Annotated in this window: 13 protein-coding genes and 9 tRNA genes; 4 read left to right on the forward strand and 18 right to left on the reverse strand. The window is 39.8% G+C overall.

Going from position 1 to position 17,678, the window contains the following annotated elements:
• Window positions 1-95 precede the first annotated feature (95 nt).
• The 3 genes from glmS to ACED20_RS11095 are packed head-to-tail and all read right to left on the reverse strand — an operon-like array spanning window position 96 to window position 4,322.
• Complete coding sequence (gene glmS / locus ACED20_RS11085; RefSeq protein ID WP_288445307.1) at window positions 96-1,949, reverse strand: glutamine--fructose-6-phosphate transaminase (isomerizing); 1,854 nt, start codon at window positions 1,947-1,949, stop codon at window positions 96-98.
• Window positions 1,950-1,972: 23 nt separating this feature from the next.
• Window positions 1,973-3,538 carry a DUF4270 family protein gene (locus ACED20_RS11090; protein ID WP_288445305.1) on the reverse strand — a complete coding sequence of 522 codons (1,566 nt, stop codon included), beginning with the start codon at window positions 3,536-3,538 and terminating at the stop codon, window positions 1,973-1,975.
• Between the two features lie 13 nt (window positions 3,539-3,551).
• Window positions 3,552-4,322 carry a glycogen/starch synthase gene (locus ACED20_RS11095; protein WP_294220417.1) on the reverse strand — a complete coding sequence of 257 codons (771 nt, stop codon included), beginning with the start codon at window positions 4,320-4,322 and terminating at the stop codon, window positions 3,552-3,554.
• Between the two features lie 181 nt (window positions 4,323-4,503).
• Here ACED20_RS11095 and panC point away from each other — a divergent pair, with 181 nt between their 5' ends.
• On the forward strand, window positions 4,504-5,352 hold the full coding sequence (panC, locus tag ACED20_RS11100; RefSeq protein ID WP_288445300.1) for a pantoate--beta-alanine ligase: 849 nt from the start codon (window positions 4,504-4,506) through the stop codon (window positions 5,350-5,352).
• Window positions 5,353-5,638: 286 nt separating this feature from the next.
• Here panC and ACED20_RS11105 read toward each other — a convergent pair.
• The 9 genes from ACED20_RS11105 to ACED20_RS11145 form a co-directional block, all read right to left on the reverse strand.
• A tRNA-Lys gene (locus ACED20_RS11105) sits at window positions 5,639-5,711 on the reverse strand.
• 181 nt (window positions 5,712-5,892) lie between these two features.
• Window positions 5,893-5,965, reverse strand: a tRNA-Lys gene (locus tag ACED20_RS11110).
• A 181-nt stretch (window positions 5,966-6,146) separates the two neighbouring features.
• Window positions 6,147-6,219: transfer RNA gene (locus ACED20_RS11115), tRNA-Lys, on the reverse strand.
• Window positions 6,220-6,296: 77 nt separating this feature from the next.
• Window positions 6,297-6,379: transfer RNA gene (locus ACED20_RS11120), tRNA-Leu, on the reverse strand.
• 35 nt (window positions 6,380-6,414) lie between these two features.
• Window positions 6,415-6,487 (reverse strand) — tRNA-Lys (locus ACED20_RS11125).
• A 77-nt stretch (window positions 6,488-6,564) separates the two neighbouring features.
• Window positions 6,565-6,647 (reverse strand) — tRNA-Leu (locus tag ACED20_RS11130).
• A 35-nt stretch (window positions 6,648-6,682) separates the two neighbouring features.
• Window positions 6,683-6,755, reverse strand: a tRNA-Lys gene (locus tag ACED20_RS11135).
• Window positions 6,756-6,832: 77 nt separating this feature from the next.
• A tRNA-Leu gene (locus ACED20_RS11140) sits at window positions 6,833-6,915 on the reverse strand.
• A gap of 35 nt (window positions 6,916-6,950) precedes the next feature.
• Window positions 6,951-7,023 (reverse strand) — tRNA-Lys (locus tag ACED20_RS11145).
• A gap of 114 nt (window positions 7,024-7,137) precedes the next feature.
• Between ACED20_RS11145 and ACED20_RS11150 the strand changes: the two genes are divergently transcribed.
• Complete coding sequence (locus ACED20_RS11150; RefSeq protein WP_294197739.1) at window positions 7,138-7,653, forward strand: shikimate kinase; 516 nt, start codon at window positions 7,138-7,140, stop codon at window positions 7,651-7,653.
• Window positions 7,654-7,666: 13 nt separating this feature from the next.
• Here ACED20_RS11150 and ACED20_RS11155 read toward each other — a convergent pair whose 3' ends face one another.
• Complete coding sequence (locus tag ACED20_RS11155; RefSeq protein WP_294197737.1) at window positions 7,667-8,104, reverse strand: RNA-binding S4 domain-containing protein; 438 nt, start codon at window positions 8,102-8,104, stop codon at window positions 7,667-7,669.
• A 57-nt stretch (window positions 8,105-8,161) separates the two neighbouring features.
• On the opposite strand from ACED20_RS11155, the gene ACED20_RS11160 reads away from it, so the two are divergent.
• A complete protein-coding gene (locus ACED20_RS11160) occupies window positions 8,162-8,911 on the forward strand; it encodes a hypothetical protein (RefSeq protein ID WP_294232392.1) in 750 nt (249 codons plus the stop codon).
• A 44-nt stretch (window positions 8,912-8,955) separates the two neighbouring features.
• On the opposite strand, the gene ACED20_RS11165 is transcribed toward ACED20_RS11160, so the two are convergent.
• From ACED20_RS11165 to ACED20_RS11185, 5 genes are all read right to left on the reverse strand, one after another.
• The gene (locus tag ACED20_RS11165; RefSeq protein WP_294236592.1) at window positions 8,956-10,473 is read right to left on the reverse strand and encodes an FMN-binding glutamate synthase family protein; all 1,518 of its coding nucleotides are present in this window, start codon (window positions 10,471-10,473) and stop codon (window positions 8,956-8,958) included.
• A 199-nt stretch (window positions 10,474-10,672) separates the two neighbouring features.
• Window positions 10,673-12,019 carry a tRNA (N(6)-L-threonylcarbamoyladenosine(37)-C(2))-methylthiotransferase MtaB gene (gene mtaB, locus ACED20_RS11170; protein WP_294197729.1) on the reverse strand — a complete coding sequence of 449 codons (1,347 nt, stop codon included), beginning with the start codon at window positions 12,017-12,019 and terminating at the stop codon, window positions 10,673-10,675.
• A gap of 91 nt (window positions 12,020-12,110) precedes the next feature.
• A complete protein-coding gene (locus ACED20_RS11175) occupies window positions 12,111-12,677 on the reverse strand; it encodes a DUF1572 domain-containing protein (protein WP_378104614.1) in 567 nt (188 codons plus the stop codon).
• A gap of 82 nt (window positions 12,678-12,759) precedes the next feature.
• Complete coding sequence (locus tag ACED20_RS11180; protein ID WP_294236588.1) at window positions 12,760-14,853, reverse strand: T9SS type B sorting domain-containing protein; 2,094 nt, start codon at window positions 14,851-14,853, stop codon at window positions 12,760-12,762.
• 134 nt (window positions 14,854-14,987) lie between these two features.
• On the reverse strand, window positions 14,988-15,785 hold the full coding sequence (locus ACED20_RS11185) for a hypothetical protein (protein ID WP_294197723.1): 798 nt from the start codon (window positions 15,783-15,785) through the stop codon (window positions 14,988-14,990).
• Between the two features lie 198 nt (window positions 15,786-15,983).
• Between ACED20_RS11185 and glgP the strand changes: the two genes are divergently transcribed.
• A complete protein-coding gene (gene glgP, locus ACED20_RS11190; RefSeq protein ID WP_294197721.1) occupies window positions 15,984-17,645 on the forward strand; it encodes an alpha-glucan family phosphorylase in 1,662 nt (553 codons plus the stop codon).
• Window positions 17,646-17,678: the final 33 nt, after the last annotated feature.

The raw sequence follows: 17,678 nt of genomic DNA on the forward strand, positions 1-17,678 counted from the left end.
ATTAAGCCGTAAATATATAATTTTTTTAAGAAACTTTTAAGATTTTTTTTGAAATAACGGAAGAAATCTAAATTTATTTTATTTATGAATAATTTTTATTCCACTGTGACCGATTTTGCAAGGTTTCTCGGCTGGTCTACATTCGCGCCCCTGTACACAGCAATGTAGTATGCCAGCAGCTGTAGAGGTACGGATGCAACAATTGGTGAGAAACATTCTGAGGTTTCAGGGATCTCAATAACATAGTCTGCCATTGCGCTTACCTGAACGTCTCCCTTATTTACCACAGCAATAACTTTCCCTTTTCTTGCCTTAATTTCCTGAACGTTGCTTACGATCTTGTCATAATGCCCTTTTTTAGGAGCAATAATAACGATCGGCATATTTTCATCGATTAACGCAATCGGGCCGTGCTTCATTTCTGCAGCTGGGTACCCTTCAGCATGAATATAAGAGATTTCTTTTAATTTTAACGCACCTTCCAGTGCTGCAGGATAATTATAGCCTCTTCCCAGATACAGGAAGTTGGTAGCCTGTATAAAATCCTTGGCGATATCCTGTACCAGTTCGTGGGTAGAACTTAATACATCTTCTATTTTTTTAGGAATTGCATCCAGTTCTGCAATTAAGCTCATGAAATCAGCATTTCCCAGATTTCCGTTGTGTTTTCCTAATTTTAGCGCAATCATGGAAAGAATCGTAAGCTGCGCCGTAAATGCTTTTGTGGAAGCCACCCCGATTTCCGGACCGGCGTGCGTATAGGATCCGGCATCCGTAATTCTGGCGATGGAAGAATCCACTACGTTACAAATCCCATAGATGAATGCCCCTCTTTCTTTGGCCAGCTTTAGTGCAGCCATGGTATCAGCTGTTTCTCCCGACTGGGAGATGGCGATAACCACATCTTTATCGGTAATAATCGGGTTTCTATACCTGAATTCGGAAGCATATTCCACTTCAACAGGTATTCTTGCATATTCTTCAATCAGGTATTCGCCGATAAGCCCTGCGTGCCATGAAGTCCCGCAGGCAATAATAATAATCCTGTTGGCATTCCTGAATTTTTCCATATGATCCCAGATCCCGGCCATCTTGATTATTCCTTCATCCACAAGAAGCCTTCCCCTCATGGTATCATGTACAGATTTAGGCTGTTCGAAAATTTCCTTAAGCATGAAATGTTCGTATCCTCCTTTTTCAATCTGCTCCAGGCTTAATTTTAACTCCTGGATTTCAGGCTGTATTTTAGAGTTCTCAGTAATAGTTCTGATATCCACTCCGTTTTCCAGAGAAATGGTGGCCATGTGACCCTCCTCAAGATAAATGGCTTCTTTTGTAAATTCTACAAAAGGAGATGCATCGGAAGCTATAAAATATTCTTTATCGCCGATTCCGATAGCCAAAGGAGATCCCAATCTTCCAACGACCAAAACGCCAGGATATTCTTCATGCATTACCGTAATGGCATACGCTCCGTACACTTCATTCAGCGCGTATCTTACTGCCGTAGGAAAATCCATTTCAACATTAAGATCCATAAAATACTGAATCAGGTTTACCAATACCTCAGTATCCGTTTCAGATTTAAAGCTGAACCCCTTTTCCGTTAGCATGGTTTTAATGGTATCGTAATTCTCGATGATCCCGTTATGAATAATGGCAATTTTACCGTTATTAGATAAATGAGGGTGAGAATTACGATCACTAGGAACCCCATGGGTTGCCCATCTTGTGTGGCCCATTCCTATTTTTGCCGTTCCTTTTAGTTGCTCTGAGATATTGACAAGGTCATCTACCTTACCTTTCGTTTTTTCAACTTCAAGTTTATTATCTTTATTTTCCAGTACAATCCCTGCACTGTCATATCCTCTATATTCCAGTCTCCTAAGACCATTGATTACGATATCGTAAGCGTCCTGAAAACCTGTATATCCTACAATTCCACACATATTCTTTAAAAGTGTTTTAAAATTTATTTCGTACCGTAAATAACGAGTAATTGAGCCTTATTAGCATCTGATGTGTTTGACCCCACGAAGACTGCCCTTTGAGTATCGTAAGCCCTTGAGGTACTGGAAGGTCCTATCAGAGCATTGGTTTGACTATTAGTCAGGAAAGTTCCTAGGTCTATTCTAAGAGATCTATTATCATCACTCTGATTCGTCTCTACAAGATCTTTTACAGACTGGGTCACTATAAAGTCATAATAAGGCGGATCATTTGTTAAATTATAATTATAGAATCTAAATCCGGGTAAGTTAGCAAAACTTGTTAAATCTTTCGTAAACGCCAAACTTATGGTATGATTAGGCTTAGGGTTTACAGATAGACTTTTTTGTAAAAAAGTAAAAGCAGTAGGTCTTGCATATACATTATTCCATGAAGACTTATCAATATAAAGTCTAACTTTAGCGCTAATAATAGCCGCTTTATTATCATTGTAGCGCTTCTTTAAGGTATCTATCGTATTTTTTGGAAATTTTATACCGATAGAGGGACCTCCCATTCCTTGAGCAAAAAGCTTAGAAACCCCAGTATTCTCATCACCGATAGCTGCAGATGACCATGCAGAACCAGACCTGTTATATTCATACTGTCCGATATGCGTATTTCCTGTGCCTAAGGCAAAAGAATAGGTAGTCTGTGTTTTGGTTGCAGGACTGGTTGAAGTATTATCATTTTTATAATACATGATCAGCTCCATATCGTTTGGAGAAAACTGGAATAAATATCCGTCCTGCTCATCAACAGAAATTCTTATTCCTTTAAAATACCGGGTAAAATTGGAAGCATCCTGTAATTCAGGCTGCCCTTTTTTTGCAATAATCTTATTCTGGAAAAATGTTTTATCCAGTGGAATTCTGATTCCCGGTGTTGCAGCTGTAAACAATGCCGCTCCCCCGTCGTCTTTCGTAATGGCTACCGAGCTGACACTTCCTTTAAATTCTTTCGTTCCTAAAAGAGTGGTTGCCGGATATGCAGCGTTTGACTTTGCAGAATCTGAAACGCCCTTCAGGAATTCATCAACTTCATTTACCCTTATATTAAACGTTCTTTTCGCTTTACCGAATTTTAAAACTGGATATGTATTGACTACTTTTTTAGCATTTACCGTACCGTCAGCGAATGTAGTATACGTATAGTTATCATCTACCGTATTCGTTGTAACAGAATCGGAGGCAAATCTCGGCTTTATTACTAATACCACAGAGTCCACCTGTGCATTGGTTCCGAAATCAGGATTGTAGGAAGATAATCTCAGCTGTGTTAAGTAAGAAGCCTTTTGCATCCCGAACTGCCCTTCGTTAAAAGCACCAAGGACTCCGTAAGTTAATTTGGAAGCATCGGTTCTTATCGTATCGTTATTATTAATATTAAAAGCTGTAATATCAAAAGATTTTTCATTTCCCTGTGCTGCTCCGTCTAAAAATAGCTGTTCTCCCAAATTATCCGGATCCGGTTCACAATTATAAAGGATTGCACTTCCAAAAATCACCAAAGAAAATAAAGTGATTGCTTTCTTAATAGTATGAATCATTAAAATGTGTTTTTTAATAAAGTTGGTTTATAGAATCTACATCCAGGTATTCCGATTTTGAAGTAGCTGTTTCATTGAAAGCCTTATCAAGATCTTCATCCAGAAACTCATCTCCCTTTACCACGGCATCAACGTATTTCATGCTTTCTATCACAAAACTTTTTACACTAGGAGTCTCTAACGCCTTTAGTCCTGAAATATTGTCAAAGCTCAGCTTTTCACCGATATTCGAAGCCAGCGGCGCATCTTTTTCATTGTATAAGGAAAGAACGATTTTAGCGTCTTTGAAATAGGTATCGGATTCGTAGTACGTTTTCAGATAAATCGGAACGAATGAAGACATCCATCCGTTAAGGTGGATTACATCCGGTACCCAATTTAATTTTTTAATGGTTTCAATAACCCCTCTTGCAAAGAATATCGCTCTCTCATCATTATCCTCGAAAGGCTGTCCCTCATCATCAAAATAATATTGTTTTCTTTTGAAATATTCTTCATTATCGATAAAGTAAACCTGAAGTCTTTCCCCCGGAAGAGACGCTACCTTAATGATAAGAGGCTGATCCAGATCATTAATAATAATATTCATCCCCGACAGGCGGATTACTTCATGAAGCTGGAATTTCCTTTCACTTATCTGTCCAAATCTTGGCATAAAAACTCTTACATCATTGCCTTCTTGGTGCATCTTAAGTGCCATTTTGTTTACCACTGCAGCCATATTCGTATCTTCCTGATATGGATACATCTCTGTAGTAATGTACAGTATTTTTTGATTCGGCATAAACTTCTATCTAATTTTTGTAAAAATGCTTTAATGCGCAAAATTACGAAAAAACATTCAACATTATTTTAATTAACGTTTTTTTACGAAAATTCCCTTGCTGAAATTATTAAAACCCATGCTTGTCCTGTAATAATTATATGATATTTTTAGTATTTTTGAATTACTATTAAAAAAAGCTATGGAAGTTCTAAAAAGTAAAAAAGTTCTTCAGGATTTCATTGAAAGACAGAAAGAAATGGGGAAGAAGATAGGTTTCGCACCGACAATGGGGGCTCTTCACGATGGACACTTGTCTTTGTATGAAAAAGCAAGACAGGAGAATGATCTCGTGATATCATCAATTTTCGTGAATCCAACCCAATTCAATAATCCGGAAGACCTTGAAAAGTATCCGCGTGACATCAACCGTGATGTTTTGATCCTAAAAAAATCAGGCCTGGTGGATGCGGTTTATATCCCCGAAGTTGCCGATATATATCCGGAAAAAGCAGAAAGCAGGCATTATGATTTTGGAGGACTGGAAAATGAAATGGAAGGAAAATCAAGACCGGGACATTTTGACGGCGTAGGAACCGTTGTAGAGGAACTTTTTAACCAGGTGAAACCGGACAATGCTTATTTTGGCGAAAAAGACTTCCAGCAACTGGCCATTATAAAAAAAATGACAGAAAATAAGAAACTTCTGATCAATATAAAAGGTGTTCCCATCTACCGGGCAGAGAACGGACTGGCACTGAGCTCCAGAAACCAAAGGCTGCAGGAAGACCGCCGGGAAGCATCAAAAGTAATCTTCGAAACCCTGAAAAAAGTAAATGAATGGTTCAGAGTAATCACCGTGCCTGAGATCAAGGCCAGAGTACAGGATATTTTCGACCATCAAAGGGGAATGCAGCTGGAATATTTTTTAATTGCCGATGAAGAAACACTAAGAGAAACAGACTTCTTTTATAAAGACCGGAATTTCAGGGCATTTATCGTCGTCGTAGTGGACGGCGTGAGATTGATTGATAATATGCATCTCGATTAAGTTCTAAAAATTAAATTTTAAATTGAATTATAAATACTTGAAATAATTTAATAATACTTTTTTGAATTTTAGAATTCTGAATGTAAAGCCAGTAGCAAAAAGCCAATTGCTATCAGCTACTTATCAACTTTAAAATAAAAAATGCGCTACTTACCAGTGGCGCATTTTTTGTTACTGCAGATAACGTTGAAGTTATATAAAAAATCAAAGGCCTCCTGAAGGAAGCCTTTGAAACACCAAATCACAAAATATTAATATGAAAAAAATTTACTTTTCAGTAAACTTGTGACCCGGCTGGGATTCGAACCCAGGACCCATACATTAAAAGTGTATTGCTCTACCAGCTGAGCTACCGAGTCGGTCACTTAATTCAAAATTCTATTTATAAAAAACAGCATTTATTTTTAAGAGCTGCAAAGATACAAAATATTTTGTTTCCGCACAATTTATTTTTCAAAATCAAAGGCTTCTTGCGGAAGCCTTTGAAACACCAAATCACAAAATATTAATATGAAAAAAATTTACTTTTCAGTAAACTTGTGACCCGGCTGGGATTCGAACCCAGGACCCATACATTAAAAGTGTATTGCTCTACCAGCTGAGCTACCGAGTCGGTCACTTAATTCAAAATTCTATTTATAAAAAACAGCATTTATTTTTAAGAGCTGCAAAGATACAAAATATTTTGTTTCCGCACAATTTATTTTTCAAAATCAAAGGCTTCTTGCGGAAGCCTTTGAAACACCAAATCACAAAATATTAATATGAAAAAAATTTACTTTTCAGTAAACTTGTGACCCGGCTGGGATTCGAACCCAGGACCCATACATTAAAAGTGTATTGCTCTACCAGCTGAGCTACCGAGTCGGCCACAATTAATAATGATAAAAATAAAACAAAATTTTAAAATATTCAGTATTAATTATTTCTAATTTTCTGCATTGTGCCTGCGACTGGACTCGAACCAGCACATCCTTAGGAAACCACCCCCTCAAGATGGCGTGTCTACCAATTTCACCACGCAGGCGTAAAAACTACAAAATTACAGTAATTTTCTGCTTGTGACCCGGCTGGGATTCGAACCCAGGACCCATACATTAAAAGTGTATTGCTCTACCAGCTGAGCTACCGAGTCGGCCACTATTAATAATGATAAAAATAAAACAAAATTTTAAAATATTCAGTATTAATTATTTCTAATTTTCTGCATTGTGCCTGCGACTGGACTCGAACCAGCACATCCTTAGGAAACCACCCCCTCAAGATGGCGTGTCTACCAATTTCACCACGCAGGCGTAAAAACTACAAAATTACAGTAATTTTCTGCTTGTGACCCGGCTGGGATTCGAACCCAGGACCCATACATTAAAAGTGTATTGCTCTACCAGCTGAGCTACCGAGTCGGCCACTATTAATAATGATAAAAATAAAACAAAATTTTAAAATATTCAGTATTAATTATTTCTAATTTTCTGCATTGTGCCTGCGACTGGACTCGAACCAGCACATCCTTAGGAAACCACCCCCTCAAGATGGCGTGTCTACCAATTTCACCACGCAGGCGTAAAAACTACAAAATTACAGTAATTTTCTGCTTGTGACCCGGCTGGGATTCGAACCCAGGACCCATACATTAAAAGTGTATTGCTCTACCAGCTGAGCTACCGAGTCGGCCACTGTATCAACGATTAACACTGTAATAATGTCCTTCGTTTTTAGTGGTGCAAAGATATGAGTTTTTTCTTTATCTCAAAACTTTTTTGCAAATTTGTTTAAAAAAAATTCATGATAATTTCACTCGTCGGATACATGGGAAGTGGCAAATCTCACATTTCCAAAATATTAAGCGACAAACTCGGTTTTAAACTGATTGATCTTGATAAAGAGATTTCAAAAAGAAGCAAACTTACCATCTCTGAAATCTTCGATAAAAAGGGAGAAATATATTTCCGCAAGCTAGAAAGGGAGACACTCGAAGAAATTCTGGCATCAGAAAAAGAGGTCGTTCTGAGCCTTGGCGGAGGTACTCCCGTATACTATAATAATATGGAGATCGTCAACCATAATTCTAAAAGCGTATTCCTGAGAGCTTCCGTAAGCACCCTGGCCGAAAGACTTTCCAAACAGAAGGAAAAGCGCCCGCTCATTGCCAATATCGATGATGAAAACCTGGCCGAATTTATTGCCAAGCATTTATTTGAGCGCAATCCGTTTTACAGTAAAGCCCAGTATCATGTAAATACCGATCACCGTGATCCTGAAGATATCGTAAATGAAATAACAGAAAAGCTCTATCTCTAGAGCTTTTAGTTAATTAATCTTTATCTTCCGGATCATCCCCGGTTTCGCCAAAGAAATCATCCCAGTCTGTAAAATCTGAGGCAATATCGTTTTCCACATAACCGTCCATATCCCTCCGGTCTTTCTTGGTTGGTCTTCCCTCTCCTTTGTTCCGGTAATAATCCTGTGATATTTTCCGCATTTTCAGCAATTCGTACTGTTCTTTATCGGTGACGTCCTGAATGTGAAGCGGCACCAGCTTGGCGCCAATCCTGCTCTTGGGAATCTGGATCACTTTAATTTTATAATCGATCTGATTTTTACGGATCTTGATAACATCCCCTTCCTTTACCTCCTTGGAAGACTTTACCACAGAGGCTCCGATGGAAACCCTGTTCTTTTTAATCTCCTCAGTAGCAATGGTTCTGGTTTTATAAAAACGAATGCTCCATAAAAATTTATCTATTCTCATAATTTTTTATACTTTTGTCGTTATATTCTTTGTAAAGTAATTAAACTTTTTTTGAAAATGAAAAAAATATTTTTATATATCCTTGCTGGCGGTCTTTGTTTCACGGCATGTAAGAAGGATGATCAGGTGGAAACGTTTGTGGAGCCCAGTGATGTTGCGGTAAGAAATTCATACGATGATCAGGCGATTCAGAAGTTCATGAACGATAATTATCTGGATACCCAGGGGAATATAAAAGCTTTCAGTGCTACGGATGCTTCCGATGACAACTATAAAAAACTGTCGGAGCTTAGTCCTGTAACCCTTCCTTCGGGTGTTATTTATATCGTAAGAAACGGGGCACAACCTTCAGCGGGAGTTACTTTGGACACCAATCCTACATCTTCTACTGCAACGCAGATCAGAACGATGATGAGAGCCAATTATTACCTGGCTACCAATACGGATGGGAATGTAGCATTTAGTACTTCAGGCGTTCTGATGAATACCATTGACGGTAGCACTTCCCCAGTAACAGATCCGATGTTTTACTATGTTAAGAAATATATATTAAACAACGATACATCGAAGTCAAGAAGTTACTATGAAATCCCCGGGCTTCAGGAGGGTCTGAAATACTTCCAGGGTTTCCAGAATATGCCAGACGGGAATGCTTACAACTTGCAAGGCGTTATTATCGTACCATCGAGAGCGGCCTTCGCCAGAAATGACCACTACAATTATGTAGGGTATTCGCTGAAAAATACTTCTTTTGTGTTCAATTTTCAGATTTATAAAGCCAATGTAAGGCCCACAAGCGATCAATAAAATAAAAAGCACTTCTTGATGAAGTGCTTTTTTTATGTTCTTTTCTAAGATCTTGCTTTATGTCTCACATTTCCCAAAATATCCGGGAAATACAGATCGGAAAGATGATCGAACTCATCCCCTCTCATAAACATAGAAGCATCCACTTCTTCATAAGAACTTCTCCCCGCTGCCGCAATCAGCTCGTTACAGGTATGAAGTGTATTTTTATGGAAATGGTATACTCTTTCCGCCTTGTCGGTAACATCCAGTCCTTTGATAAGCATTTTGTCTTGTGTGGCAACACCCGTAGGGCATTTATTGTTGTTGCACCTTAATGCCTGGATACAGCCTAAAGAAAACATAAATCCTCTCGCATTGTTGCACATATCGGCACCCATCGCAATAGCTCTTAGAATATCGAGGCTCGTCAGCACTTTTCCGCTGGCAATTACCCTCAGCTTATGCCGTAGATTATAATTTTTAAGCGTGCGGTTTACAAAAATCAGGGCGGGTTCCAGCGGCATTCCTACCCCATCCGAAAATTCTGGCGGTGCTGCCCCGGTTCCTCCTTCTGCACCATCGATGGTAATAAAATCAGGATAAATTTTCAGCACGTTCATCTGTACGCAAATATCTTCGAATTCTTTGGTATCACCGATGCATAATTTGAAACCGACCGGCTTCCCTCCGGAAAGCTCACGTAAATGCTGTACAAATCTTAACAAACCTGACGCATCTGAAAAAGCCGTATGCGATGGCGGTGAAATAATCGTCATTCCCGGAGTGACGTGACGGATCTTTGCAATTTCAGGGGTATTCTTAACAGCCGGTAAAACGCCTCCATGCCCGGGTTTGGCACCCTGTGACAATTTAATCTCTACCATTTTTACAGTCGGCAGAGTTGAATATTTCCTGAATAATTCAGGGTTAAATTTTCCTTCCTCATCTCGGCATCCGAAATATCCTGTTCCGATCTGCCAACAGAGGTCTCCGCCTTCCAGATGATGGGGAGAGATTCCACCTTCGCCCGTATTGTGATAAAAGTTTCCTTTTTTGGCTCCGCGGTTTAGGGAAATCTGCGCCCGGTCGCTCAAAGCTCCGAAACTCATAGCGGAAATATTAAATAAAGAAGCATGATACGGCTGCGAACACTGCTCTCCGCCTACCCAGACTCTTGGAAGTTCTTCCATAGGAGATTTGGCATAAATGGAATGCTTAATTCCTTCATATTTTCTATGATTCACCTCCAGCTGGGTTCCGAAAGGTACAGTGTCGCTCAAATTCTTAGCACGCCTGTAAACAGCAGAACGCTGGTTTCTCGGAAAAGGTTTTCCGTCGGTTTCCCTTTCAATAAAATACTGCTGCATCTCCGGGGAAATACTTTCAAAAAAATACCTGAAATAGCCAAGTACCGGAAAATTCCGCAAAATAGCGTGTTTGCTTTGGGTAACATTATAGACGCCTATGGCATAAATGATAGTCAGGAAAAAAGGAATCCACCAATCGGCTTTAATCAGAAAAGCAACTGCCCAGGAAACCGCCAGAATAATGGCTCCCCACAGCAAAAATTTATTTCTCATATCAAGTTGAATTTACTCAAAGTTAAATAAAATTAATTTGAATAAACGAAACGGAAAACACTAAAAATACAGCAATACTCTTTTATATTTAACGTAAATGCTTTTAAATCACTTTTGATATGAAGTAACTCCAAAGAAATTCAGCCACTGTTGAATAACGGTTATATTTGCATTTAAATAAACAGAAAAAGATGAGAGATTAAATCTTTTCCAGGAAACTTTCAAAAGAATTCATCACCGAAACCGTACCGTCGGCCTCGATTTTTTCGAGCTTTAACCATTCGATCCGATTAACGGAAGGTTGATCGAAATCCTTTTGTACGCGGACATAATTTTCGGTAAAGCCGAACATTTTGCCGTCCTTGTTTTCATGTTCCCAAAGTACAGGAAGTGTTTTTCCGAGCTGGGTCTGGTAGAAAGCCATTTTTTTCTTTTCCGACAAAATCCTAAGCATCTTGTTACGCCTTTTTCTTTCCGGCATCGGAACAATGCCTTCCATTCCGGCCGCTTCCGTATTTTCTCTTTCAGAGTAAGTAAATACGTGAAGATAGGTGATCGGCAGTTCGTTCAGGAAATTATATGTCTCCATGAACAGCTCTTCCGTTTCTCCCGGGAAACCGACAATGACATCCACACCGATGGCAGCATGCGGCATAACTTCACGGATTTTATGCACCCTGTCGGTATATAATTTCGTTAAATAACGGCGTTTCATTTTTTTAAGCAGGTCATCACTTCCGGATTGCAACGGAATATGGAAATGCGGGACAAAGCTTTTGCTTCTGGAAACCAGATCGATGCTTTCATCTTTCAGGAGATTCGGCTCGATGGAGGAAATACGGATTCTTTCGATGCCTTCCACTTTATCAAGCTCCGAAATCAGATCAAGGAATGTATGCTCGTGTCTTTTATTCCCGAACTCGCCTTTTCCGTAATCTCCTATATTTACTCCTGTTAAGACAATTTCTTTAATGTCCCGGGCTGCAATTTCTGTCGCATTTTTCAGGACATTCGCGATGGTATCGGAACGGGAAATTCCTCTTGCCAAAGGAATCGTGCAATAGGTGCATTTGTAGTCACAGCCGTCCTGAACTTTCAAAAAAGCCCTCGTTCTGTCGCCGATGGAATAACTGCCGATAAAGAAATCGGTTTCTTCAATTTCACAGGAATGAACGATTCCTTCGCTTTCGGATTTTTCAAGATCATCGAGATAGCTCAGGATGTTGAATTTTTCTTTTGCTCCCAATACCAGATCCACTCCTTCGATCTGCGAAATTTCTTCGGGTTTCAGCTGGGCATAGCAACCAACAATAACAACCAGGCCTTCCGGATTGGCTTTCATCGCTCTTTTTACATGAAGCTTGCATTCGCGATCCGCATTTTCGGTAACCGAACAGGTATTGATTACATAAACGTTCGCTTTATCATCGAAACCAACCTTCTCATAACCTGCCTCTGTCAATTGACGGGCAATAGTAGATGTTTCCGCAAAATTTAATTTGCAGCCAAGGGTATGAAATGCGGCAGTTCTATGAAATTGAGACATTTATTGTTTTGAATTTTGTGGGTGCAAAGATAATCATTTTTAATATGAAGTACGAATCGATTCAATCTATTGCTTATATTCGTCACGGACTTCAGGACTGTTCTGGTAACAAACAGGAGAAGAATTTGTCCCCGGAACCACTTGCGGAAAAGCGATTTTTCATTTCCTCATTAAATTCCCCGGATTTATTTCTGGCAATGGACAAAGTTTTCCAATCATCGTTTTTAAGCATTTTAGCAATGTAAACCATTTGCCCTACGTGATAAGGATAATGTGCCAGCTGCCTGAAGACTGCATCAATAACTAAATGAGCTTCGTTTCTGATGTATACCGTCGAGTATAAATTTTCATCGTTAATCTGATCCAATGCTTCAAAAAGACATTTCCAGCCCTTCTCCCAATACTCCAAGGCTTCCGATTTTGTTTTAAAAGTATTCACAAACTCTTCATCGCGGTTTCTCCAGGGTTTTTCACCATCTTCCGTTAAAAAATCGGTCCACCTCGACAGCATGTTTCCCGCAACATGCTTAACGATCACCGCTATGGAATTGCTTTCTTCATTAAACTGCCAGAATACTTCTTCTTCCGAAAGCTGTGAAAATGCCTTATCGCCAAGCATTTTATAATATTCAAAACGTTTTACAAACAGCTCTTTCATAATTCAGATTTAATGATGTAAGGTAGGAAAATTACAAAACAAAAACCGCCAAGGGTGTGACGGTTTCGTTTTAATTGATCAATTATTCTCTGTTCTTTACCATAACCCAGCCGGAATATTTAAATAAGGTATTCTTTTTATCGTTCTCATTCCAGGAAACGGAATACCAGTAGGTACCCGTCGGAATTTTTTTCCCGCCGGCGGTGCCGTCCCATTTGTAGGCATTAAACCGGTTGGCTTCAAACATTTTATTTCCGTAACGGTCAAAAATACTGAATACCAGATTCTGTTTATTTCCCAGCGCAGAATAGTCGATCACATCATTCACGCCGTCTCCGTTCGGGGTGATCACATTCACCAGATTCGGAACAACGATAGAAATATCAATAGGATCGCAGTCATACGCATCTTTTACATAGATATGATTATCACCGCGGAACACATTGGTAAATATATTGGAATCCTGCCACTTCACGCCATCCATAGAATAACGGTATGGTGGGGTTCCGCCTTTCACATTTACGGTAACCGTATTGTTTTTAATATCCACATCGGAAATTACCGGCTCCTCTGAAGCATATACTTTTACAGTCTGTGTGGCAGTACACTCACCGGTTTTCAACCTAACCCAGTATGTACCTACTCCTACGTTACTGATGGTCTGCGTAGCAGCACCCGTACTCCATTCATAAGCTGCAAATCCGGGCCCGGCATCCAGGGTCGTCTTGTCTTCAATACAGATAATTTTATCTTTCAATACAGTAGAATATACCGACGGAATAACGATCAGGTTAACTTTTGCAATGGCATAACAGCCGTTTGTATTGGTTACTTTCACATATACCACGCTGTTTGGAGCGATATAATTCAGAAAGCCTACGATTTCATTGCTTCCGGACTGTGCATCGGCCAGCGACTTATAATATTTTTTCGGCAGCGTCTGTGTGGTTACGGCAGCAGTTGATAAGTTAAACAAAGCCAAAGAAGGCGTAACTTCGATAGCGCAGGATCTCAAAGTAGCTTCTGTAACCACAATTGCAGGATAAAACTTCAGCGTGATCTGGGCAACAGCCGTACAGCCGTACTGGGAAGTTACTTTTACATACACTGTTCCTTCAGCGGATACAAAAGCGTTGGCCGGAACAATAGGGTTGGTTCCCGCGTTAAGATCTGCCATCGACTGGTAATATTGCTTCGTCGCCGTAGGATCGCTGAACACCGCAGCTGTAGTAAGATCGAACGTTGCCGTTCCGGCGTTATTATTATTACAGCTGAATAAAGTAACATTATTCACTGAAATATTCCCGTATTTGAATTTAAAAGCCCCTACCTGCCGGCATGAATTAATCGGATTGTTCGGATTGGAAGGATCCTGATAATGCACACTGTAATAATAGGTTGTGGCCGTATTCACCGTGATTGGCGTCAGAATAGGATTGGCTCCGGACAGCGCATCGTTCTGTGAACTATGATAGCTGATCTGGAAGTTTGTATTTCCGTTTAAAATTCCGGCAGACAAAGTACTGAAATTGAAAACCGTCGGGTTCTGGCAGATAATAATCTCTCTGGGATTCGCAGGATTGGCCGCGGGCGTACCCGGCGGAATAAAGGGCTGCGTCTGTATCGTAGGGTCCGTAAACGGAGAAGCCAGTGTCGCCGTTCCGCCCCAAGTTAAAGAAAACGGGGCCATTGTAGGATTGGTGATATCCACCCAGTTGTCAATATACAGGTAATAGGTTTGTCCTGGCAGTACGTTGAGAAACTGGCAGTATGGCGTAAGGGAACCTCCTGCCGCACTGGTAATGGTACTGGTCATGTTCATTCCTGTGGAAGCGCCTACTCCAATAACGGTTGCCGCATTACACCGGATCGGCGTACCGAGATTTCCACAGTTTACATTGGGTCCGTAGATCGCCCAGTCGTAATCTGCATTGGGATCCGTAGGAATCAGGTCAAAGGTGAGTGTTCCGCCGGTTGCTATCGTAAATTTATACCATATTGAGTTGTGTTCGCCGGTAGAAAGGCAGCCACCCAGATTTTCGTTAACGGCACCGATACCGTTCGGAGAATAGGTAATGTTTGAATTTCCGCATACGGAAAGTGCCGTAGCACAGTCTGCTTGTGCGAAGATCATATGGGAAACGACAAAAAAGAAAAGGAATATAGATTTCTTCATATCATTCGGAGTTTTTATTGTTATTATGTCCTGTAATTTACTGTGGATCAAATATAAACATTTCAAATTAAAAAATATTAATTTAATACAGATAATTCAATAAAAACAAATAAAAGATATGATTATTATAACAACTATTTAATGCTTGTAATATTTCCGCAAAGATTCTCAATATGAAAAATCTTATGAAAAGGGCTTTTCACCTGTTGCAAATGTTCTTTGTCCCGGATAAAGGTATATCTGGAAGCAATGGAGTTCATATCCGAGACGATCACCAGCCAGCATTCATCCACAGAGGTATCGTAGTAAGGGAATTTTTCGTTCTTCTTTTCGATAAGCTCAACGATTTTTTCCGAACACAGCTCATCAAAAAGGCCCATATTATATTCATAGGTAATAAAAACATTCCTGCGGTGAGAAGATTTCCGGATGCTTTTTACATTTCCGGCAGGCTTTCCTCTTTTGATGCTTTTATAGATATTATGAATAATTTCCTGGTGATTCTCCAGTGTATCCAGCCGGATGCTGGAGTGGAATTCCAAAAAATAAACACCACGATATTTCGTAGTGTCTTCCTGTTCCAATAAAATTTCTGCCTGACGGAAAATCTTGTTCAGATTGCTTTCCACTTTTTTCATTTCAAGATGGTTGATTACCTCGGTCAGCTCGATTCCGATTTTTTTATTGTTGAATTTCGCGATGAAGTCGGGGCTTTCGCAGGTTAAATCCTCGAACTTTACTTCAGGAAAATGGTGCATGAAGGAATTGAGCAGCAAAATTTCGGCTTTCTTTTTGTACTTTTCCCGGTCGTGAAGCGGGGAAGCATCTATGGTACGGTGATATTTCTCGATCGGCTTTTTTTTCAGATGCCGGTTCAGATAATATAAGCTCAGATTTTTAATTAAATCTTCATCAGAAAATGTCTTTTTCATGTGCTTGAAATATTATTGTTATGGAACACATAAAACTCCCGTTTCAGAGTATGAAGTTTTGATTATCAAAAAATTACTTATTAAAGGTAGAGAAAAAAATTATTCGAAACAGCGTTCAGGATTAATTTATAAAATAATTAATATAAAGTTTATTTTCATAATTAATACCTTTGTTTCCTCACTTATAAACTGTTATGCATGGATTTTAAAAATTTTAAAATGCCGTTTGGGGTAAGCCCGAAATATTCTAAGAAAGTAGCCTATTTCTCAATGGAATTTGCCATTGAGCAGGTATTGAAAATATATTCCGGTGGCCTTGGATTTCTGGCAGGTTCGCACATGAGAAGTGCTTATAACCTGAAACAGGACCTTATCGGAATCGGGATTCTCTGGAAGTTCGGGTATTATGACCAAGCCAGGAACCATGACCAGACCTTACAGCCGACCTGGACAAAAAAAATGTATAGCTTTCTGGAAGACACCGGCATCAAATTCCAGATCGAAATCCACAGTGCGCCGGTTTGGGTAAAAGTATGGTATCTCGATCCTGAAATTTTCCACACGGCACCCATGTTTTTCCTTTCTACGGACGTCCCTGAAAATGATCACGTTTCCAAAACGATCTGCCATAAACTATACGATGCCAATGAAGCTACGAAACTGGCACAATACATTCTGTTGGGTAAAGGAGGTGCCCAACTGCTGGACGAACTGAACATCGAAAGGGATGTATATCACCTGAATGAAGCTCATGGGCTTCCTGCTGCATTTCATTTATTGAAAAAGTACAACGGCAATCTGAATAAGGTTAAAGAAAAACTTGTTTTTACTACCCATACTCCGGAAGAAGCCGGAAACGAAAAGCATAATTTAAGGCTTTGCCACGATATGTCTTATTTTTCAGGTCTCAGCATGGAAGATGTAAAACATATTGAAGGCTCGGATGACGACCGGTTCAACCATTCTCTTTGTGCTCTGAAAATGGCAAGGGAAGCCAACGGGGTTTCCCAGCTTCACGGCGACGTCTCCAGGAAAATGTGGAGCAAATATCCGGGAATTTGTGAAATCACTTCAGTTACGAATGCACAGGAATTTAAATATTGGGCAGATAAACCGCTCTATAAGGCCAAAGACGAAAATGATGAAACGGCTTTTGACGACCGCAAAAAGCATTTGAAAAAGAAACTGTTCAAGATTGTAGCGGATCAAACCGGAAATTTATTCGATCCGAATATTTTTACCATTGTCTGGGCCAGAAGATTTGCCGGGTACAAACGCGCCGATCTCTTACTGCATGACAAAGAACGGTTTTATAAATTGCTGAACCACCCGAAATATCCAATCCAGATGATTTGGGCCGGAAAACCGTATCCGATGGATTATTCGGCAATTTCCACCTTTAATTCCTTGGTGGAAGAAAGCAAAAACAACAAACACCTGGCAGTACTTACAGGTTATGAACTTTCTCTGAGCAAATCTTTAAAGCAGGGCTCCGACCTGTGGCTTAACAACCCACGTGTACCGAGAGAAGCTTCAGGAACATCGGGAATGACGGCTGCCATGAACGGTTCGATTAATTTATCAACGGATGACGGCTGGATCCCGGAATTCGCCAGGCACGGGGAAAATTCCTTTGTGGTTCCCAAATGCGATTACGAAAATATGAGCGTCTATGAACAGGATAATTATGATCTGAACAAACTCTATGAAATCCTGGAAAACGAAATTCTTCCTATTTATTATGACCGACCGGACGAATGGAGAAAAATCCAGTACCATTCGATGAACGATGTAAAGGATCAGTTCAACAGCGACCGGATGGCAGATGAGTATTACAAGCTGCTATACAACCAACAGTAAACAAAGTCCTATTTATAAGCAATATAAGAATCG

Origin of the sequence: Chryseobacterium sp. sg2396, from assembly GCF_042610505.1 — a bacterium.
Classification (GTDB): Bacteria; Bacteroidota; Bacteroidia; order Flavobacteriales; family Weeksellaceae; genus Chryseobacterium.

Bases quoted from the DNA above. Each gene is read 5' to 3' on its own strand.
- ACED20_RS11165 (WP_294236592.1), bottom strand. From the start codon at position 10,473: ATGAGAAATAAATTTTTGCTGTGGGGAGCCATTATTCTGGCGGTTTCC.
- ACED20_RS11150 (WP_294197739.1), top strand. From the start codon at position 7,138: ATGATAATTTCACTCGTCGGATACATGGGAAGTGGCAAATCTCACATT.
- ACED20_RS11090 (WP_288445305.1), bottom strand. From the start codon at position 3,538: ATGATTCATACTATTAAGAAAGCAATCACTTTATTTTCTTTGGTGATT.
- ACED20_RS11180 (WP_294236588.1), bottom strand. From the start codon at position 14,853: ATGAAGAAATCTATATTCCTTTTCTTTTTTGTCGTTTCCCATATGATC.
- glmS (WP_288445307.1), bottom strand. From the start codon at position 1,949: ATGTGTGGAATTGTAGGATATACAGGTTTTCAGGACGCTTACGATATC.
- glgP (WP_294197721.1), top strand. From the start codon at position 15,984: ATGGATTTTAAAAATTTTAAAATGCCGTTTGGGGTAAGCCCGAAATAT.
- panC (WP_288445300.1), top strand. From the start codon at position 4,504: ATGGAAGTTCTAAAAAGTAAAAAAGTTCTTCAGGATTTCATTGAAAGA.
- mtaB (WP_294197729.1), bottom strand. From the start codon at position 12,019: ATGTCTCAATTTCATAGAACTGCCGCATTTCATACCCTTGGCTGCAAA.
- ACED20_RS11155 (WP_294197737.1), bottom strand. From the start codon at position 8,104: ATGAGAATAGATAAATTTTTATGGAGCATTCGTTTTTATAAAACCAGA.
- ACED20_RS11175 (WP_378104614.1), bottom strand. From the start codon at position 12,677: ATGAAAGAGCTGTTTGTAAAACGTTTTGAATATTATAAAATGCTTGGC.
- ACED20_RS11095 (WP_294220417.1), bottom strand. From the start codon at position 4,322: ATGCCGAATCAAAAAATACTGTACATTACTACAGAGATGTATCCATAT.
- ACED20_RS11185 (WP_294197723.1), bottom strand. From the start codon at position 15,785: ATGAAAAAGACATTTTCTGATGAAGATTTAATTAAAAATCTGAGCTTA.
- ACED20_RS11160 (WP_294232392.1), top strand. From the start codon at position 8,162: ATGAAAAAAATATTTTTATATATCCTTGCTGGCGGTCTTTGTTTCACG.